This window comes from Qipengyuania sp. R86523 (assembly GCF_044596365.1).
GTDB classification, from domain to species: domain Bacteria; phylum Pseudomonadota; class Alphaproteobacteria; order Sphingomonadales; family Sphingomonadaceae; genus Qipengyuania; species Qipengyuania citrea.
This window is the reverse complement of the sequence record NZ_CP138997.1, coordinates 274835-293789: the sequence shown is the minus strand read 5'-3', so window position 1 is coordinate 293789 and position 18955 is coordinate 274835. Positions and strand designations below refer to the sequence as shown.

22 protein-coding genes and 1 tRNA gene are annotated in these 18955 nt (G+C 65.3%); 6 read left to right on the top strand and 17 right to left on the bottom strand.

Going from position 1 to position 18955, the window contains the following annotated elements:
- Window positions 1-4: 4 nt before the first annotated feature.
- On the bottom strand, window positions 5-496 hold the full coding sequence (locus SJY12_RS01505; protein ID WP_050599920.1) for a hemerythrin domain-containing protein: 492 nt from the start codon (window positions 494-496) through the stop codon (window positions 5-7).
- A gap of 91 nt (window positions 497-587) precedes the next feature.
- Here SJY12_RS01505 and SJY12_RS01500 point away from each other — a divergent pair, with 91 nt between their 5' ends.
- Window positions 588-983 carry a metallopeptidase family protein gene (locus SJY12_RS01500; protein ID WP_050599921.1) on the top strand — a complete coding sequence of 132 codons (396 nt, stop codon included), beginning with the start codon at window positions 588-590 and terminating at the stop codon, window positions 981-983.
- Between the two features lie 91 nt (window positions 984-1074).
- On the opposite strand, the gene SJY12_RS01495 is transcribed toward SJY12_RS01500, so the two are convergent.
- Window positions 1075-1151 (bottom strand) — tRNA-Arg (locus SJY12_RS01495).
- Window positions 1152-1196: 45 nt separating this feature from the next.
- Window positions 1197-1619: an NUDIX domain-containing protein gene (locus SJY12_RS01490; protein ID WP_397505766.1), complete on the bottom strand. Its 423-nt coding sequence runs from the start codon at window positions 1617-1619 to the stop codon at window positions 1197-1199.
- A gap of 89 nt (window positions 1620-1708) precedes the next feature.
- Between SJY12_RS01490 and SJY12_RS01485 the strand changes: the two genes are divergently transcribed.
- Both SJY12_RS01485 and SJY12_RS01480 read left to right on the top strand, forming a co-directional pair.
- Complete coding sequence (locus SJY12_RS01485) at window positions 1709-1888, top strand: Flp family type IVb pilin (RefSeq protein ID WP_063506080.1); 180 nt, start codon at window positions 1709-1711, stop codon at window positions 1886-1888.
- Between the two features lie 106 nt (window positions 1889-1994).
- Entirely contained in the window at window positions 1995-2162 is a 168-nt protein-coding gene (locus SJY12_RS01480; RefSeq protein WP_063506081.1) for a Flp family type IVb pilin, read from the top strand.
- 84 nt (window positions 2163-2246) lie between these two features.
- On the opposite strand, the gene SJY12_RS01475 is transcribed toward SJY12_RS01480, so the two are convergent.
- From SJY12_RS01475 to SJY12_RS01455, 5 genes are all read right to left on the bottom strand, one after another.
- Window positions 2247-3725: a M48 family metalloprotease gene (locus SJY12_RS01475; protein ID WP_063506082.1), complete on the bottom strand. Its 1479-nt coding sequence runs from the start codon at window positions 3723-3725 to the stop codon at window positions 2247-2249.
- Window positions 3726-3850: 125 nt separating this feature from the next.
- Window positions 3851-4795 carry an acetyl-CoA carboxylase carboxyltransferase subunit alpha gene (locus SJY12_RS01470; RefSeq protein WP_050599924.1) on the bottom strand — a complete coding sequence of 315 codons (945 nt, stop codon included), beginning with the start codon at window positions 4793-4795 and terminating at the stop codon, window positions 3851-3853.
- A 9-nt stretch (window positions 4796-4804) separates the two neighbouring features.
- Window positions 4805-5686 (bottom strand): tyrosine recombinase, encoded by an 882-nt coding sequence (locus tag SJY12_RS01465; protein ID WP_397505765.1) that lies wholly within the window; start codon window positions 5684-5686, stop codon window positions 4805-4807.
- A gap of 1 nt (window position 5687) precedes the next feature.
- Window positions 5688-7553, bottom strand: coding sequence for a hypothetical protein (locus SJY12_RS01460; RefSeq protein WP_397505764.1), 1866 nt, complete (start codon window positions 7551-7553; stop codon window positions 5688-5690).
- Entirely contained in the window at window positions 7550-7684 is a 135-nt protein-coding gene (locus SJY12_RS01455; protein ID WP_397505763.1) for a hypothetical protein, read from the bottom strand. The genes SJY12_RS01460 and SJY12_RS01455 overlap by 4 nt, the downstream gene beginning before the upstream one ends.
- Window positions 7685-7759: 75 nt before the next feature.
- Here SJY12_RS01455 and SJY12_RS01450 point away from each other — a divergent pair, with 75 nt between their 5' ends.
- The 3 genes from SJY12_RS01450 to SJY12_RS01440 are packed head-to-tail and all read left to right on the top strand — an operon-like array spanning window position 7760 to window position 9935.
- Window positions 7760-8326, top strand: a complete 567-nt coding sequence (locus tag SJY12_RS01450) for a shikimate kinase (protein WP_397505762.1) — start codon at window positions 7760-7762, stop codon at window positions 8324-8326.
- Window positions 8317-9426 (top strand): 3-dehydroquinate synthase, encoded by a 1110-nt coding sequence (gene aroB / locus SJY12_RS01445; RefSeq protein WP_397505761.1) that lies wholly within the window; start codon window positions 8317-8319, stop codon window positions 9424-9426. The genes SJY12_RS01450 and aroB overlap by 10 nt, the downstream gene beginning before the upstream one ends.
- On the top strand, window positions 9423-9935 hold the full coding sequence (locus tag SJY12_RS01440) for a GNAT family N-acetyltransferase (RefSeq protein WP_397505760.1): 513 nt from the start codon (window positions 9423-9425) through the stop codon (window positions 9933-9935). The genes aroB and SJY12_RS01440 overlap by 4 nt, the downstream gene beginning before the upstream one ends.
- On the opposite strand, the gene SJY12_RS01435 is transcribed toward SJY12_RS01440, so the two are convergent.
- The 9 genes from SJY12_RS01435 to mce all read right to left on the bottom strand — a co-directional run bounded on the left by SJY12_RS01435 (window position 9936) and on the right by mce (window position 18767).
- Complete coding sequence (locus tag SJY12_RS01435) at window positions 9936-10193, bottom strand: hypothetical protein (RefSeq protein WP_063505175.1); 258 nt, start codon at window positions 10191-10193, stop codon at window positions 9936-9938.
- Window positions 10194-10374: 181 nt separating this feature from the next.
- On the bottom strand, window positions 10375-12441 hold the full coding sequence (locus tag SJY12_RS01430; protein ID WP_397505759.1) for a biotin carboxylase N-terminal domain-containing protein: 2067 nt from the start codon (window positions 12439-12441) through the stop codon (window positions 10375-10377).
- Window positions 12442-12446: 5 nt separating this feature from the next.
- Window positions 12447-12866 (bottom strand): lysozyme inhibitor LprI family protein, encoded by a 420-nt coding sequence (locus SJY12_RS01425; RefSeq protein WP_397505758.1) that lies wholly within the window; start codon window positions 12864-12866, stop codon window positions 12447-12449.
- Window positions 12863-13873, bottom strand: a complete 1011-nt coding sequence (gene bioB, locus SJY12_RS01420) for a biotin synthase BioB (protein WP_160767012.1) — start codon at window positions 13871-13873, stop codon at window positions 12863-12865. Before bioB ends, SJY12_RS01425 begins: the two co-directional genes overlap by 4 nt.
- A complete protein-coding gene (locus tag SJY12_RS01415; RefSeq protein ID WP_228135230.1) occupies window positions 13870-14331 on the bottom strand; it encodes a DMT family transporter in 462 nt (153 codons plus the stop codon). The genes bioB and SJY12_RS01415 overlap by 4 nt, the downstream gene beginning before the upstream one ends.
- Window positions 14331-16490: a methylmalonyl-CoA mutase gene (scpA, locus tag SJY12_RS01410; protein WP_397505757.1), complete on the bottom strand. Its 2160-nt coding sequence runs from the start codon at window positions 16488-16490 to the stop codon at window positions 14331-14333. Before scpA ends, SJY12_RS01415 begins: the two co-directional genes overlap by 1 nt.
- A gap of 174 nt (window positions 16491-16664) precedes the next feature.
- On the bottom strand, window positions 16665-17450 hold the full coding sequence (locus tag SJY12_RS01405) for an enoyl-CoA hydratase-related protein (protein WP_063535376.1): 786 nt from the start codon (window positions 17448-17450) through the stop codon (window positions 16665-16667).
- A 102-nt stretch (window positions 17451-17552) separates the two neighbouring features.
- Complete coding sequence (locus tag SJY12_RS01400) at window positions 17553-18164, bottom strand: glutathione S-transferase family protein (RefSeq protein ID WP_341859498.1); 612 nt, start codon at window positions 18162-18164, stop codon at window positions 17553-17555.
- A gap of 153 nt (window positions 18165-18317) precedes the next feature.
- The gene (gene mce / locus SJY12_RS01395) at window positions 18318-18767 is read right to left on the bottom strand and encodes a methylmalonyl-CoA epimerase (RefSeq protein WP_397505756.1); all 450 of its coding nucleotides are present in this window, start codon (window positions 18765-18767) and stop codon (window positions 18318-18320) included.
- Window positions 18768-18955 lie beyond the last annotated feature (188 nt).

The window sequence follows — 18955 nt, the reverse complement described above, 5'->3', positions numbered from 1 at the left end:
CGCGCTATTCCTTCGCGTCTTCCTTCTTCTCGGGCGTCACTTCGGCTTCGGCCATTTCCTCGTCCTTGCGGCGCTCGAAGACCCGTTCCATGTGCTTCATGTCATCCTCGTCGAGGTGCCGTTCGAAGTCGGGAAAGTGGTCTTCCTCTTCCTCGTCGATATGGTGCCGGTACTGGTGCTCGAAGCTCTTGAACTTCGTCAGCCAGCCACCTTCGGACATATCGGTCGCAGCAAGGTCGTTGAGCGCCTCTTCGATCTCGTGGTGTTCGGCCACCGAATGGCGCGTTTCGCCGGTCGTCGGCGGCTTGCGCAACATTGTGGAATACAGCGCCTGCTCTTCTGCGGCAGCATGGCTCTTGAGCTCCTTGGTCAGCTCTTCGAACAGCGACTTGCGCTCGGTCGTATCCCCGCTCGTGTCGAGCAGCTTGTCCAGCAGCTCGCGGTGGCGGTCATGATCTTCCTTCAGGCGTTCGAAAATCTTCGTGGCATCGGCCATGTTTCTTATCTCCTTTGGAAGATGAACCGGTCACCGGCGGCACGGTTCCGGTCTTGTGGGGCCCGGCCGGCAAACCCATATCGGCTTCACCATGCATGACCGACAAGCGCCCACGCGGGCCCAGATGCAGACAATGGCCGAAACGGCTTTCGCCGAACTGCCTGCGCAGTTCCGCGACCAGATGGGCGATGTCGTTCTGCAGGTCGAGGATTTCGCGACCCCCGAGCAGCTGGCATCGGTCGATATCACGGACCGCTGGCATCTTTCCGGCCTCTACGAAGGCGAACCCCTGCCCGATCAATCGATCTGGCAGAGCGGGCAGCTCCCGCCGCGCATTTGGCTGTTCCGCGAACCGCTGATTGCCGAATGGCGCGAAACCGGGGTCCGAATGGACGATCTGGTGCGCCACGTGGTGGTGCATGAGGCGGGCCATCACTTCGGCTTCAGCGATGACGACATGCACTGGCTCGAAGACGAGGCCGACTGACCGCCCTACTCCGCGGCTTGCGGGCACCGGCGCCCTTGCGCCTCCTCCAGAACCACAAAAGGCCACCCTTCCGGAGAAGGATGGCCTTTTGTGGCGCGCCCGGAAGGATTCGAACCTCCGGCCCCCAAATTCGTAGTCTGGTGCTCTATCCAGCTGAGCTACGGGCGCGCTTGGAGGGCGCCACATAGGCAGGCACCCACAGCTTGGCAATCCCTAAATCACCCATTTTGCAAACAACTTTGCCGCCAGCGCGACATCGAGCGGGGGTTTGGCAAGTAGCTCCGCCTCCTCAGGGGTAAACCAATCGATTTCACCCCCCTCGAGCGCGCCCATACCGCTCCCGTCCCAGACCGAAGTGTAAAGCATGATGACAATCGGCGGGCGCCCTTCCCCGCTGGTCTCCTCGGCGAAGCCGACGGGCGCACAGGCCGCCGGTTCGATGACCAGGCCAAGCTCTTCGTCGATCTCGCGAACCAGCGCATTGCGCGGGGTTTCGCCCGTCTCGACCTTGCCGCCGGGAAACTCCCAGAGCCCGCCATGGTGCTTGTCCGCGGGGCGCCGATGCATCAGCCAGCGCCCCTTCCCGTCGCGCAGCGCCAGCGCGACGACGCAGGTCCATGTCGGGATATTTTCCACTTTCGCGACCACTCTCAACGATTTCTTAACCCGCCCCAGCGTAAACATCCCATGTCAGCTTAGACAAGCGACGAGTGGGGGCACCGGGCATGATCAAATTCCTGCGCATGTTGGAACGCGATAATCGCGGCGCCACTTCTGTCGAATACGGGCTGATCCTCGCCCTGATCTTTCTCGCCATGATTGGCGGGCTCCAGGCTTTCGGCGCGTCTGCGACGACCATGTGGTCGAGAATCGCAACCGCGGCTGCTGCCGCAATGGGCGGCTGACCGCAGCGGTTAGGGGTTTTTAAACCACTTCGCTGCAGAACGCATAATTGTCCGCTCTACATTCTTGGAGCGGGCCGGGTACGAAGACTGAACCAGGAGACGAATTATGAAGTTTTTCCGCAAGCTGCGCCGCGATGAAGAAGGCGCAACCGCAATCGAATACGGCCTTATCGCTGCCCTGATCGCCGTTGCCGCGATCACCGCGATGCAGAGCCTCGGCGGCCAGCTGAGCACGACGTTCAACACCGTTTCGACGACGATGAGCGGCAGCTAAGACGCGGGGTAACTCCCGACGAAAATCAGGGGCGGCGGGTTCAACCCGCCGCCCCTTTTCTTTGTCCCGATCAATTGCTGCAGTTCATCGCCCGCGGACGACGATCTTCACCTTCTGCCCAACGCTGAGGCCTTCATTCGAAGTCAGCCCGTTGAGCACGCGGAACCGGTCGATCTGGTTGTCGCTGTAGGCCATCCGGCGCGCGAGCGAGGCGACCGTATCGCCGCTGCCGACCGTCACGACATCGACCACCCGCGGAATCACATTCGCCGCGGTCTGCGAGTCGATCCGCTGCATCGATGCGAACATGTCGTTGAACGCCGAAGTCTGGCCAGCCGGGGTTATCGCGAGAAAGTGGTACGCGCGGTCGCTGGCGAACTCATAGGCGAAAACGGTCACGTCGACCTGCCCGTTACCCGATGCGACGCGCGCCGTCCCGTAGGCGGCGGGCAAACCATTGACGGTGGTCCGCTGGATCGATTGCGGCCGGATCTGCTGCTGCTCGCTCACCCCGGCGAAAACGCTGGTGACATAGCTGTTGAGGTCATTGTTGTACGGCGCGAGCGAGAATTGCGCCTGCCCGCTCTGGCCATTGATCGTGACCGCTCTCGTCCCGTTGATCATGTAGAAACCCTGCGGCGCCGTGAATGCCAGCCGCAGATCGGGATGGATGAAGCGCCGGCCCTCGACCACGCCTTGCGACGGATCGTCGCCATAGGTCAGCCCGTCGATCCGGGTCAGAAAGGTATCGCGATTGGTGACGCCGCCGGTGACGCCGGTGGCCTGCGCTTTCGCCAGCGCGGTCTGCACACGGCTGGCCGGATCGGGGTGGGTCGATGCCCATTCGGGAATATTGGCATTGTCGCGTCCCTGCACGCGGGCATCGAGCGCATTCTGCAGCGCGAGGCTCTGCAGCACCGTGCCCATCGCGCGCGGATCGTAGCCCGCCGAGTTGAGATAGCGAATGCCGAGCTCGTCCGCCTCGAGTTCCTGCGAGCGCGAGAACTTGAGCGTCAGCAATTGCGACCCCTGCAAGGCAGCCTGGCCGAGCTGCTGCCCGAGCCCGCTATTGCCGAGGAGGACACCCGACAGGATCGCACCGGCCGCGCCGAGCAGCGTGTTGCGCTGTGCCGTGGCCTGCCGGCGCTGCGAATGGCGCGCGGCAACGTGGCCGACTTCATGGCCTAGCACCGCCGCCAGTTCGGCTTCGTTGTTCATCAGCGCAACCAGCTGCCGGGTCGTGTAGACGTAACCGCCGGGGATCGCGAACGCGTTGTTCACCGGGCTGTTGAGCAGCGAGACGGTGAAGGAATCGCGGGCATTGCCCAGGCCCGACTGGACCGCGATGTTCTTGCCCACCTGTTCGACATATTGCGCATGGCTGCCGCTCATCGCTCCGCCGAACTCGTTGAGCAGCTGCGGATGCGCCTCGGCGCCCATCTGCGCCTCGCTCTGCGTGATCGGGGTGGACGCACTGGGGATGTTCCCCGTGCCCATGCAGCCGGCCAGCGCCAGCGAGAGTGTCGAAACGGATGCGGCGGCGGCGAGTGAAATGCGCGTCATGAGCGGCGGTCCCCATAAATCTGGCACGCGGCCGACGGACATTCCCGGCCGGTCGCGCGAGGCGTTGAATATGTTGGGAAGAACCGGGTCATGCGGCGGTTTGTTCCCGCCGGGGTACCGCGTCCTCAGCCGGCGAGCGCGAGGAAACGCTCTTCGCGCAACCGCTTGAGTTCATGCGGCGCATGCCGCGCCAGCGCGTCCAGCTCTTCCACGATCGCATCACCGAGCGCGGTTGCCGCCACCCGCGGATCGCGATGCGCCCCGCCGACAGGCTCGGGCACGATCCGGTCGATCACGCCCAGCGCGGCCAGATCCTGCGCGGTCACTTTCATCGCCTCGGCGGCATCGGGGGCCTTCTCGGCTGTCCGCCACAGGATCGAGGCGCAGCCCTCGGGAGAGATCACCGAATAGACCGCGTGCTCCATCATCAACACCCGCTCGGCGCTGGCCAGCGCGACTGCACCGCCCGATCCGCCCTCGCCGACGATCGCGGCCACCATCGGCACCGGCAACGCCAGGCAGGCCTCGGTCGAACGCGCAATGGCTTCGGCCTGGCCGCGTTCCTCGGCCTCGATCCCGGGAAAGGCACCCGAGGTGTCGACCAGCGTCACCACCGGCAGGCCGAACCGTCCGGCCATTTCCATCAAGCGGATCGCCTTGCGATAGCCTTCGGGCTTGCCCATGCCGAAATTGTGGCGGACCCGGCTGGCGGTATCGTTGCCTTTTTCATGGCCGATCAGCATCACCTTGCGGCCATCGAGCTTCGCGAACCCGCCGAGGATCGCCTCGTCGTCGCCGTAGCAGCGGTCCCCGCCCAGCGGCACGAATTCGTCGAAGGCATATTCGACATAATCGCGGAAATGCGGGCGCGACGGGTGCCGCGCGACCTGCGTTTTCTGCCACGGGCTGAGCGCCTGATAGGTGCTGGCAAGCAGGTTCGCGCTCTTCAGCTCGAGCCGCTGCAATTCATTGGTGATGTCGACATCATCGCCCTCCGCTGCGCTCCGCAGTTCGGCGATACGTTGTTCAAGCTCGGCGACCGGCTTCTCGAATTCGAGATAGGAAATCATGCTACGGCGCTAGTCCGAAGCGGGCGCGCGTGCAAGCGGATGGCGTTCGTTGACCAGTTTCACCAACCGCGCGGCATCGACATGCGTATAGATTTGCGTGGTCGAGATATCCGCATGGCCCAGCAGCGTCTGGAGCGCGCGCAAATCCGCCCCGCCTTCGAGCAGATGCGTGGCGAAGGCGTGCCGCAGGACATGCGGGCTGAGCTTCTCGGGCGCGAGGTCGGCGCGCACCGCCAACGCCTTGAGCAGCTGGAACAGGCGCACGCGCGAAATATGCCCGCTGCGCGAGGGAAAGAGCCACGCCGAATCGGATCCGCGCAGCGCCAGCCACCGCTTGAGCGCGGTATCGGCCCGCTGGCTGACGGGAACCATGCGCGCATGGCCGCCCTTCCCGGTAACAGTGAGAAACGGCGCATCGCGCGGTACTGCGGAAAGCGGCAGCGAAACCAGTTCGGTGGCCCGCAGCCCGGAACCGTAGAGCATTTCGAGCAGCGCCAGCATCCGTACCGCGAGCGGGGCATTGCCCCGGGCCTCTTCTTCCGCGGTCGCGAACAGCGCTTCGACCTCGGCATGCGACAGGATCTTCGGCAGCGGGCGGCGCGTGGCAGGGCGCGGCAGCGCATGCGTCGGATCATCCTCGCGCAGCCCTTCATCGACGAGGAAACCGAAAAATTGCCGCAGGGCTGAAACCTTGCGCGCCAGCGTCGCCGGGGCCAGCGACGACCAGCCCTGTCCCAACCGGGCGAGCTGCGCCGGCTGGGCGTCCTCCAGCCGGGTTCCGATCAGTTCCTCCGCCTGTTCGAGGTCGCGGCCATAAGCGAGAACCGTATTTCGCGCCGCCCCGCGCTCGGTGGCGAGCATGGCGAGGAAATCGGCGATCGAAGCGCCCATGTCAGGCGCGCGCGACCGCCTCCGCGGCGATCATTCTGGCTTCGGCTTCCAGTCCCACGCGCCGCAATGCGGAAACGATATGGAAAAGGTGCCGCGCCGTCATGCGGTCCCAGCCCGATCCCTGCATGCCGAGCCCCGCCAACATGGTGACCAGCGCCGGATTGTCGACTTCGGCCGCGCGCTCGATCATCCGCGTCCAGCGTGTCTGCGCCGCCAGGTCGACCCCCAGCCGCTCGCCATACTCGGCTATTTCGGCATCCGCGACGCGCCCCAGGCCCGCCAGCCCCGCGAGCAGCATGCGCGACTTGTGCTGCCGCGGCGAATCGTCTTCGTCCACGAAGCCATCGAGTTCGCCATCGCTGACCATTGCCGAACCGGCGGGATCGGCCAGGGCCAGCATGGCCCAGCCAACACTGCCGTCATCCACCTGGCCGGCCCAGCGCATCGCATCGCGATCAAGCCCCGCCGCGAGCATGGCCGCGACCAGGCCGTCCGCATCGTCGGCCAATGCATCGTCGACCGGAAGACGCGCGGCGGCATAGGCAGTCAGCACCACCCTGCCATAGGAAAACTCGCCGCCGCCGCCCCAGATATCGCGGATCGCGGCGAGCCGCTGCAGCGGATCTGTTCCGACATAGGCTTCGCGCAGGCGCGACGCGGTGACAGCGGCATCGCCCTCGGCGCCCTCCTCCGCGAAAATCTGGCTGTAGAGATCGACCATTGCCGCCGACGACAGGATGCCGCTGGCCGCTGCAATGTCCGCCGCGCGGGCGCGCTGCAGCGGGGTAAGCGCGGGGGTGAGCGCCGCGGTACGCAGCAGGTCCGGCTCGGCATCGCCCAGCAATTCGTCGGGCACGGGCTCGCCCAGCGCATTGGCCAGGGCAAACCGCCACGGGGTCAATGCCGCGATCCCGTCCCATTCGATGGTTACCGCGCGGCGTCCGCGCCCGGCAGAGCCCGCCACACGCTGCGCCAGCAGCACGTCGATACGGTCGTCCTCGGTGCGCGACAGCAGGCGGCGCAGGTCGTTCTGCGCACGGGTCGCCTCGCCCGCATAGGCATTGCAGATCCCAGCCAGCATCTGCCACTCGGCATCGTCGCGCTGGGTATCGACCAGCCGCACCGCGGGGCAGGCGCCAATAATGTCGGCACTGCCGATATAGGCCTCTACCGCCGCATCGGTGAGCGCGGGCGAATAGTTTGCCGTGTCGATATCCTGGACGACGGCGCGGGCGACGACATGTTCGCCCAGCGCGTTGAGTGCGCGGACCCGCAACGTCGCGAACTCGACCGGATCCATTCCCTCAGGCGTCGCCAGTCGGCTGGCCAGGGCGCGGCGCAGCAGGATGTGCCCCCAGCGCGAAACCATCGGACGCGTCGTACCGGCCAGCACCGCGCGCACCAGCGCGGCAGGCTGGCGCGCCAGCGAAGCAGCCGGCAGACCGCCCTCGCGCTGGCCGAGAATGCCCACCTGTTCCATCGACCGGCGTGCCGCGGGCGGGATGTCGAATTTCGGCTTCAGGCCCAGCAATTCGTCGAGTTCGTCGGTCGACATCGCCTCGAGCTCTTCGAGCGTCGGCAAGTCGGCCAGGTCGAGGTCGGTCCCGCCGACCGGCGCCGGCTGTGTCGGCAGGGGCTGCACTACTTCGCCCGATTGCGATGCGCCGGCTTCGCCCGGGTCGCGTGGTGCCGCAGCCGGTCCCGGCGCGGCCGGAGCCTGCGTCGCCCGGGGTGTCGGCGTCGGGGTCGGTGCCGGCGCGGGTTCGTCGAAACCCGGCGGCAGCAGATCGACCGGTGCGTCCTGCGCGAGAACCATCGCCGAGCTCAGCGCCAGTGCGGCGCCGCCCGCCAGCCATGCGGATTTCATCGTGCAGCCTCCGGCATATCGATACCCTGTTCGATCGGATGCAGCGGTTCCTCGCCGCCATCGATCAGCGCCGCGATCACCAACACGGCGAACAATATTGCCAAGAGACCTGCAATCTTTCTCCCGCTCATCGCCAAGATTTTCGCGTCCCGTTTCAAGTGCTGATACCTTGCCCGCGCCCTAGCCCAGTTCTAGGCACGGCGGCAATGACCCATGCAACAGCCTTCACGCCTGCCGAAATCGGCGGCCTTGCCCGGCGGATCGATCGCCCCGTGGTGCTGGTCGGCCTGATGGGGGTCGGCAAGTCCACGGTCGGACGCCGCCTTGCGGCGCTGCTCGACACCGACTTCATCGATGTCGACGAGGAAATCGAACGCGCCGCCGATCGGTCGGTCAGCGAAATCTTCGAAGCGCATGGCGAACTCTATTTCCGCGCCGGCGAACGCCGGGTGATTGCCCGGCTGGTCGAGGAAGGCCACGGCGTGATCGCCACCGGCGGCGGCGCCTTCGTCGATCCCGAGACCCGGGCCCTGATCCTCGACCGCGCCATCGCGGTGTGGCTCGATTGCGATATCGATACGCTGGTCGAACGCACCGCGCGGCGCGACAGCCGGCCGCTGCTGCGCAAGGGCGATCCGCGCGCAATCCTGACGCAGCTCAAGGACCAGCGCGGCAACGCCTATGCCGAGGCGCAGGTCCATGTCGTCACCGACGATGCGCCGCACACCGAAACCGCGCTGAGCATCCTGAGTGCGATAGACGCATGGCTGTAATTCCCGTCGAACTGGCCGGCCGCGGCTACGAAGTGCGTGTCGGCAACCAGTTGCTGGCCGATCTGGCAGCGCAGGCTCGGCCCCTCCTGCGCAAGCGCCATGCATGCATCGTGGCCGATGCCAACGCGCGCCGACACTGGGGCGAAGCCGTCGGCAATTCGCTTTCTGCCGCGGGCATCGAACCGCGCTGGTACGATGTCGCGCCCGGCGAAACATCGAAGAGCTGGGACAGTCTCGCCCGGCTGACCGATTGGCTGCTGGACCAGGGTGTCGAACGCGGCGACCATGTCTTCGCGCTGGGCGGCGGCGTGGTCGGCGACCTGACCGGCTTTGCCTGCGCGATCCTCAAGCGCGGCTGCGGCTTCGTGCAACTGCCCACCACGCTGCTGGCGCAGGTCGACAGTTCGGTCGGCGGCAAGACCGCGATCAACACCGCGGCGGGCAAGAATCTGATCGGCGCGTTCCACCAGCCTTCGCTGGTGCTGGCCGATCTGGGCGCGCTGGGCACGCTGCCCGAACGCGAACTTCGCGCCGGTTATGCCGAAGTTCTCAAATACGGCGTGCTTGGCGATCGCGGGTTTTTCGACTGGCTCGAACAGGACGGCCGGGCCGTCGTCGCCCTCGACCCCGCTGCCACCGAACGCGCCGTCGCCGCCAGCGTTGCCGCCAAGGCGCGGATCGTGGCGGAGGACGAACGCGAGACCAGCGGTGCCCGCGCGCTGCTCAACCTCGGGCATACCTTCGGCCACGCGCTCGAGGCGGAAACCGGCTTTTCCGACCGTTTGCTGCATGGTGAAGGCGTCGCGCTGGGGATGGTCTTGGCCGCACGCTATTCGGCGCGGCGCGAGGAGATTTCGCTGGCCGACGCGCAGCGCGTGACTGCCGCGGTCGATGCTGCCGGCCTGCCCGCGGAAATTTCCGCGCTGGGGCTCGACTGTGACGGTCGGCGGCTTGCCGACCACATGCTCCACGACAAGAAGATGGACGCGGGCACGCTGCCCTTCATCCTGCTCCGCGCGATCGGCGAAGCCTATCTCGCCCGCGATGTCGAAATGACCGACATCGCGGCATTCCTCGACGAACAATTGCAGGCGCATTGACCGCCGATCCGGCCGCGCGCATCGTTGCGGGAATGGTTCTCGACATCCGCCCCGCCCACCTTTCCGATCCCGCAGTGAGGGAACTGGTCGCCTATCACCAGCGCGACATGCTGGCGATGTCGCCGCCGGGTACCAGCTTTGCGCTCGACGAGAGTGGTCTTTCCGGACCGGGCATCACGCTGCTGGGTGCATGGCGTGGACAAGTTTTAGTCGGCATCGGGGCGATGAAACGCCTGTCCGCCGATAGTGCCGAACTCAAATCGATGCGCACCCATGCGGACCATCTGGGCCGCGGAGTTGCATCGGCAGTTCTCGATCGCCTGATCGCGATCGCCAGGGCAGAAGGGATTTCCCGGCTCAGCCTCGAGACGGGCACGAACGAGCGGTTCGCCCCCGCGGTCGCACTGTATGCCAAGCGCGGATTTTTCGCCGGCGAAGCTTTCGCGGACTACGCCAATGGTCCGCACAACCAGTGCTACCACCTCGCGCTTGCGCCGGCAGCGACCTGATCAGCTGAGCCGCGTTTCCAACCGCGTAACCGAGGCCGCGCCCACCGGCTCGTACTCTGCCAGCATGCGGTCGTGGTCGGTGAAAAGCTGCTCGATCTCGCTGCGACGATGCAGCAGCGTGTGCGCTATACCCGGAGCGAGGCTTTCGCCGTCGCCGATCTTGCCGAGAATGGCCGACAAGTCGCTGATCGTCGCCTCGTCCGGCGTTTTGAAATAGTGGCCCTTCGCATCGAAGAAACCGGTACCCATGCGTGCCATGTTCGAAACCTCCTGCGTGGATGCACAAGGCGAACCCGAAGGCACGGATTATCTACCCCTTGGCGCAGGGATTCCAGAGCATTTACCATTTTGGCCGGCTCGGCGGGGAAACCTGCGCGAAACGGAAAGCACCGCTGAACCGATCTTGCGCAGGAAGTTCCGTTTGCACCGGATCAGCGAACTATTCGAGTTCGAGGATCACCTCATCCACTGCGAGTGAATCGCCTTCCGCTGCGTTGATCTTGCCCACCGTCGCCTGCTTTTCGGCGCGGAGGATGTTTTCCATCTTCATCGCCTCGACGGTGGCGAGCGGCTGACCCGGCTGGACCTCCTCGCCTTCGGCTACGTGCAGCTTCACCAGCAGCCCCGGCATCGGGCAGATCAGCATTTTCGACAGATCGGGCGGGGTCTTCTCGATCATATGCGCCGCGAGATGCGCGACCCGCGTCTGCAGGATCCGCAAATGATGCGTCGCACCGCGCGTCGTGATGGCATAGCCGGTCCGAGTGGACCGCAGCTGGAGCGTGTAGCGCGCAACCGGATCGGCATCGTCGTCCGCTCCGTTTTCGAACAGCGCGACATCGACCATCGTTTCGCCCGGAGTGTACTGCATTTCCAGCATGACCGGTTCGCCATCGACGGTCAGCGCGGCTTCCTCGAGCCGCACTTCGTGCGATGTCGAGCCTTCCTCGCGTTCGCCGATGCGCACGGTCCAGTCGCCGGGAGCGTAGAGGTCGTCGGACAGCTGCCCTTCGACGCGCCGCGCGCGGTCGGCATCGGCCGTTGCGATGACGCCGGCGACCGCGGCCAGAACCCGCGTCAGCTGGTCGGACGCGGGCGCGCCGGTGAACCCATCGGGATATTCCTCGGCGATGAAGCCGGTCGTCAGTTCACCCGAACGGAAGCGCGGGTGCTGCATGATCGCGCTGAGGAAATCGACATTGTGCCCCAGCCCCTCGATGCGGAAGGCATCGAGCGCCGCGATCTGCAGGTCGGCCGCCTCGTCGCGTGTCTCGCCCCAGGTCACCAGCTTGGCGATCATCGGGTCGTAGAACATCGACACTTCGCCGCCTTCGAACACGCCGTCGTCGACGCGAACGCCGTCGACGCCGCGGCGGCCGTTCTCCTGCCCGTCATCGGCCCAGGGTTCGACCGGCGGCTGGTAGCGCACCAGGCGCCCGGTGGACGGCAGGAATCCGCGATAGGGATCTTCGGCATAGACGCGGTTCTCGATCGCCCAGCCGTCGATCTTCACATCGTCCTGCGTCATCGCCAGCTTCTCGCCCGCCGCGACACGGATCATTTGCTCGACCAGGTCCACACCGGTGATCGCCTCGGTAACCGGATGCTCCACCTGCAAACGGGTGTTCATTTCGAGGAAGTAGAAGCTCTCACCGGTCTTGTCGGCGCCGCTGACGATCAGTTCGACCGTGCCCGCGCTGTGATAGCCCACCGCCTGCGACAGCGCGACGCATTGCTCGCCCATCGCCTTGCGCATCTTCGGCGTCACGAAGGGCGACGGGGCTTCCTCGACCACCTTCTGGTGGCGGCGCTGGATCGAGCATTCGCGCTCGTTGAGGTAGATGATGTTGCCGTGCTTGTCGCCGAGGATCTGGATCTCGATGTGGCGCGGATCCTCGATGAACTTCTCGATGAAGACGCGGTCGTCGCCGAAGGAGTTGAGCCCTTCGCGCTGCGTCGCTTCGAAGCCCTCCTCGACATCCTTGTCGTTCCAGGCGAGGCGCATGCCCTTGCCGCCGCCCCCCGCGCTGGCCTTCATCATCACCGGATAGCCGATGTCGTTGGCCCATTTGAGCGCGTCTTTGGTGGTTTCGATCGCATCGGGCGATCCGGGAACCGTGTTGACCCCGGCGTCCTTGGCGATGCGCTTGGATTCGATCTTGTCGCCCATCGCGGCGATGGCGTTCACCGGCGGGCCGATGAAAGCGATGCCCTCCGCTTCCAGCGCTTCGACGAAGCTCGCGCGTTCGGACAGGAAGCCATAGCCCGGATGCACCGCTTCGGCGCCGGTCTGCTTGGCCGCGGCGATGATCTTGTCCGCCACCAGATAGCTTTCCGACGCGGTTGCGGGACCGATATGCACCGCCTCGTCAGCCATGCGAACGAAGGGTGCGCGCGCATCGGCATCGGAATAGACCGCCACGGTCGCGATACCCATGCGCTTGGCCGTCTTGATGACGCGGCAGGCGATTTCACCACGATTGGCGATGAGGATTTTCGTGAACATCGGTGTCAGTTCTCCGTTCCGGGCTTCGCTTCGCCGGACATCTGATTGCGCGTCAATTCGCGCAGTTCTTCGGTTCGCCGCTCGGTCAGAACGGTCATGCAGGTGCTGTGGAGGAGCGGTTGCATCGTTCCCCCGCGCGCATCGTAGCTCGACAGCCGGCAGTGCGCGTCGCGGTACGCGATCCAGGCGCGCTGGGCTTCCAGCAGGCTCTCCCAATAGCCCGGCTGGTCATCCTCGACCGCATAACCATCCTCGCGCTGCATGATCGCGCGCACTTGCGGCCACAGGGCGTTCAGTTCGGCATCGGCCTGCTCCCATTCCCGATGCGCGCAGATGTTCATCTCGCTTTGCACTTGCGGGTTGGTGCAGTCGGGCATGCCGGCAGCGGCCTGCGCAGTCAGCAGCAGGGACGACAGGATGATCATTCGGCCGGCTCGGCCACCTTGCAGGCGCGCATCGGTTCTTCCTGCTGCAACGCCGTCAGGCCCAGCTTGGCGAACAATGCGGCGTCGGTGTCGTCGCCCGCATTGGGCGCGGTGAGCAGCTTGTCGCCGGTGAAGATCGAATTCGCGCCCGCCATGAAGCACAGCGCCTGCGTGGCCTCGCTCATGCTCTCGCGCCCGGCGGACAGGCGCACCATGCTCATCGGCATGGTGATGCGCGCGACCGCGACGGTGCGGACGAATTCGATATCGTCGATCTTGGCGAGCGGCGTATCAGCCAGCATGTCGCCCAGCACCGTGCCCTTGACCGGGACCAGCGCGTTGACCGGGACGCTTTCGGGATGGCGTTCCAGCGTGGCGAGCGTGTGGACGAAGCCGACGCGGTCGCTGCGCGTTTCGCCCATGCCGACGATCCCTCCGCTGCAGACATTGATGCCCGCATCGCGGACGTTCTGCAGCGTGTCGAGCCGGTCCTCGTACTTGCGACTGGAGATCACCCGCTCGTAATATTCGGGGCCGGTGTCGACATTGTGATTGTAATAGTCGAGGCCCGCTTCCTTGAGCATGTCGGCCTGTTTCGGCGTCAGCATGCCCAGCGTCATGCAGGTCTCCAGCCCCATCGCGCGCACGCCCTTCACGATCTCGACGATCGCGGGCATGTCGCGGTCCTTGGGATTGCGCCAGGCGGCGCCCATGCAGAACCGCTGGCTGCCCGCATCCTTCGCCTGCGCCGCGCGCTGAAGGACCGATTGCACTTCCATCAGCTTGGTCGCCTCGACCCCGCTGTCGGCCTTCACCGACTGCGAGCAATAGCCGCAATCTTCCGGGCACCCGCCGGTCTTGATGCTGAGCAGCGTGCACAGCTGGACTTGGCTGGGCGGGTGAAACTCGCGGTGGATGCTCGCGGCCTGGAACAGCAGTTCGGTAAAGGGAAGGTCGAACAGCGCCGCGATCTCGTCGCGGGTCCAGTCGGTGCGGATTTGGGTCATACAGGCTTCCTGGCAAGGTAAAGGCCGAATGCCATGACCGCCAGCCCGAGCGCGCGCTTGGGGGTGATCGCGCTCTGGATGGAGCCAAGCAGGCCGAAATGGTCGATAATCGCCGCAGCGACGATCTGGCCCAGCAGCACGAAGAAGATCGCATTGCCCAGCCCGATACGCGGCGCGGAGTAGGCCACCGAAGTGGCGTAGAACAGCATCACGACGGCGCCGATCCACAACCAGGGCCGTTCGAAAGTGAAGGTGCTGGCGGCGGGAAACCCGGTGAATACCAGCATCGCAGTGGCGATGACGAAGCCGATCGCGAAGGTCACCGCCGTCGCCGCCACGGGCCCGCCAAGCTGTTGGCCGAGCCCCGCGTTAAGCGCCGCGAAAACCGGAATGCCCAGCCCGGCCGCGAACATCATGGCGGCAAGCGGCAGGAAGGCAGGGGACGAAGATGCGCTCACTACTGCGCCGCCTCGTCCAGATCCTCGCCCGCGGGCGGCATGTTGTGGCCGAGCAAGCGCAGCACGTCGGCGGCGCATTCGACGACATTGCTGCCCGGGCCGTAGATGCCCTGCACCCCGGCATCGCGCAGGAAGTCGTAATCCTTCTGCGGGATCACCCCGCCCGCGATCACCTTGATATCGGCACGGTCGGCATCGCGCAGGTGCCCGATCAGCTCGGGGATCAGCGTCTTGTGTCCCGCGGCAAGACTGCTGGCGCCGATCGCGTCGACATCGTGTTCCAGCGCCATGGCGCAGGCTTCACCGGGCGTCTGGAACAGCGGGCCAGAGAGGACTTCGAAGCCCATGTCGGTGAACGCGCTGGCAATGACATTGGCGCCGCGGTCGTGCCCGTCCTGGCCCATCTTGGCGACCATCAGCCGGGGTGCGCGCCCGAGCCGGCGTTCGACCGCCTGCACGCCTTCGACGACCTGCTGGTAGCGGTCGTCTTCGGCATAGGCGGCGGCATACACCCCGCGGACCGGCTTGGGGATCGTGTCGTAGCGGCCATAGGCGTCTTCCATCGCCTGGCTGATTTCGCCCAGCGTCGCATCGTGACGCGCAGCCTCGACCGCGAGGGCAAGCAGGTTCCCCTCACGCTGGGCGGCCCCGCGCGCCAGGGCGTCGAGCGCAGCGCGGCAAGCGAAATCGTCGCGCTTGGCGCGCACTTCTTCCAGTCGCGCGATCTGGCTCTGGCGGACCTTGTGGTTGTCGATATCGAGCGTGTCGATCTCGTCTTCCTTGTCGCGGCGGTACTTGTTCACGCCGACGATGACGGTTTCCCCGCGGTCGACACTGGCCTGCTTGGCGGCTGCCGCCTCCTCGATCTGCGCCTTGGGTTTGCCGCTGGCGACATATTCGGTCATCCCGCCGGCCGCCTCGACCTCGTCGAGCATGGCCTTGGCCTGTTCGACCAGCGCGGCGGTGAGGCTTTCGATGTAATAGCTGCCACCCAGCGGATCGGCGACATTGGTGATGCCGGTCTCCTCCTGGATCACCAACTGCGTGTTGCGCGCGATCCGGGCGCTGAAATCGGTCGGCAACGCGATCGCCTCGTCCAGCGCATTGGTGTGGAGCGACTGCGTTCCGCCCAGCACCGCCGCCATTGCTTCCACCGTGGTGCGGATGACGTTGTTGTAGGGGTCCTGCTCCTGCAGCGAGACGCCGCTGGTCTGGCAATGCGTGCGCAGCATCTTCGACTTGGGGTTCTGCGCCCCCAGCCCTTCCATGACATCGTGCCACAGCGCGCGCGCGGCGCGCATCTTGGCGATCTCCATGAAGAAGTTCATGCCGATGCCCCAGAAGAAGGACAGGCGCGGCGCAAAGGCATCGATATCGAGCCCCGCTTCGATCGCGCGCTTGGCGTATTCCTTGCCGTCGGCGATGGTGAAGGCCAGTTCCTGCACCGCCGTCGCCCCGGCTTCGTGCATGTGATAGCCCGAAATCGAAATGCTGTTGAATTTCGGCATGTTGGCCGAAGTATATGCGATGATGTCCGAAACGATCCGCATGCTCGGTTCGGGCGGATAGATATAGGTGTTGCGGACCATGAACTCCTTGAGGATGTCGTTCTGGATGGTCCCGGCCAGCTTGTCCTGGGCGACGCCCTGCCGTTCGGCGGCAACGATGTAGAAGGCCAGCACGGGGATCACCGCGCCGTTCATCGTCATCGATACGCTCATCGTGTCGAGCGGGATCTGGTCGAACAGGATTTCCATGTCGCGCACCGTATCGATCGCGACGCCCGCCTTGCCGACATCGCCGACGACGCGCGGGTGATCGCTGTCATAGCCGCGGTGCGTGGCGAGATCGAATGCGACCGACAAACCCTTCTGCCCGGCAGCAAGGTTGCGGCGATAGAAGGCGTTCGATTCCTCTGCCGTGGAGAAGCCCGCATACTGGCGGATGGTCCACGGGCGCCCAGTGTACATCGAGGCATAAGGCCCGCGCGTGAACGGCGCGATCCCCGGCACCCCGGGATCGACCAGCGCGGCAGTGTCCTCGGAGGTATACAGCGGCTTCACCGCGATCCCTTCGGGCGTGTGCCAGGTGAGATCGCGCCCCTTCACTTCCTTGTCGGCGAGGGGCTTCCAATCGTCATAAGTCGGCTTGTCGGTCATGCACGGTCCTAAACCACAATCGTATGCACAGGAAAAGAGCGGGTGCGGTGCAAACCACCCTCCTCCCCCGTCACCCCCGCGTAGGCGGGGGTCCAGATAAGGGTGCGATCAATGGCAAGCTTCGCTGGATCCCCGCCTTCGCGGGGATGACGAAAGACTTGCGGCGTTCGCCTCTTACTCGCCCTTGAAGTCCGGCTTGCGCTTCTGGAGGAAGGCCATGCCGCCTTCCATCGCATCCTTGCTCGCACCCGCCAGGCGCTGGCCCTCGGCCTCGGCCAGCAGCACCTCGGTGATGGTGCCATCCATCGCGGTGGCGATGTTCTTCTTCATCGTGGCGTAGGCCAGCGTCGGACCATTGGCGAGCTTCTCCGCCAGCGCGCGGGCTTCGCCGATCAGCGCTTCGTCATCGACCGCCTTGTAGATCAGGCCCCAGTCCTCGGCCTGGCTCGCACCGATCTTCTCGCCCAGCATCATCATCCGCGTGGCGCGCGCACGGCCGATCGAGCGCGCGAGCAGCCAGGTCGATCCGCCGTCGGGCACGAGGCCGATGTTGACGAAGGCCTGGAGGAAATAGGCGCTCTTGCCCGCCAGCACGAAGTCGCCCGCCAGCGCAAGGCTGCAGCCGACGCCCGCGGCGGGGCCGTTGACCGCGCAGATCACGGGCACGTCGGCGCGCAGCACCTGGTTGATCGCCGGGTTGTAATGGTTCTGCAGGGCGCGGTGGCTGCCGCCTTTGTTCTGCAGCGCGCTGCCCTCGCCCCGCGCAGCGAGATCGGCGCCCGAGCAGAAACCCTTGCCCGCGCCGGTTATCAGAACTGCGCGGCTGTCGCCCAGATCGTAGAAAGCCGCGCCGATTTCGTCCGCCATCTGCGGCGGCATCGCATTCAACCGGTCGGGCCGGTTGAGCGTGATGGTGGTCAGCGGGCCGTCCTTCTCGACGACGATGGTTTCGTAGCTCACGCGTCACTCTCCAGGGTGCTATTGGTTAGTTTCGTTTCGTTTCGCAACCGACCTTGGCTGCGATGACGCCCGCGTGCAAGAGGCTTGCGCAGCGGGTGGGCTTCAGGCCGCCGCGCTGGGCCGTGCCGATACCCGCTCGTGCCATGCCGCCAGCGCCGCGCATTCCCCGGGCATTTCGAGCCCGACGAACTTGGCGAAATCGACCGTGGTCAGCAGCAGGATATCCGCGGCGGAGAAATCGTCGCCGGCGAGGTGGTCGCGCGCCCCGAGCGATTCGTCGAAGAAGCGCATCGCCTCGGCAACGCGCGGCCGGTTGGCCTCGCCCCATTCCGCATTGCGCCCCGGCAGGGCGGCGGTGAAGGGATGCGTATGCACCCACACCGCGCCGACCGGCGGCATGAGGATCATCTCGACCCTGCGGCACCACATCTCGATTTCCGCGATTTCCCGCGAGGTGGTGCCGAACAGCGGCGGTTCGAGATGCTCGGCCTCGAGATAGCGCATGATCGCGACGCTTTCGGCGATCACGGTGCCGTCGTCGAGCTCGAGGATCGGCGTCTGCCCGCGCGGGTTCTTGGCGACGAAGTCCTCCGCCTTCTGCTCGCGCTTGGGGATCGAGACTTCCTTGCTGGGAAGCTCAATGCCCTTCTCGGCGGCGAAGATACGCACGCGGCGCGGATTGGGCGCCGGGTTGGGACTGTCGTAGAATAGCATCGAAGTTCCTCTCATTTCCGCCGTCTTTTCCCGTCATCCCCGCCCAGGCGGGGATCAGATAACGGTCGTTCAAACTCGCAAGGTCAGCTGGACCCCCGCCTGCGCGGGGGTGACGAAAAAGGTTGGGCGCGCGCGATCAGTTCTCCCACCCCCTCAATTCGACCAATGCGCGTCGTCCTTGGGCGTTTCCATGATCTCGGTCAGCTGGCCCATCATGTCCTTGGGGTGCAGGAAGAAGATCGGCGTGCCATGCGCACCGATGCGCGTGGGGCCGAGGATCCGCTTACCCATGTCCTCGAACCACTTACGCGCGTCCTCGATGTCCTCGACCTCGTAGCAGACATGGTGTTGCCCCCCAGCGGGGTTCTTGGCGAGGAAACCGGTCAGCGTCGACTGCTCGCCCAGCGGCTCGATCAGCTCGATCTGCGTGCCATGGGTGCCGTTTTCGCCGGGCGTATCGACGAAGCAGACTGTCACCCCCTGCTCCTCGAGATCGAAGGGTTTGTGGAACTTCGTCGCGCCCATCACCTCACGGTAATAGCGGACCGATTCCTCGATCGAAGGCGTGGCGACGCCGATATGATTGAGACGGCCTAGTTTCATCTTAATTTCCTAACCATGCTCTGAACCCAATCACTGTAAAAATCACCCCAGCTAATGCGAATGCGATGAAGCAAAACCAAAATTGAAAGGCGTTTTCCTGACGCTTGCTTTTGGAGAGTTCCGGAAAGACACCCCTGCGCCAACCCCGAATCGCATACCAAATCGACAATGGCCCGAGGACCAAACCT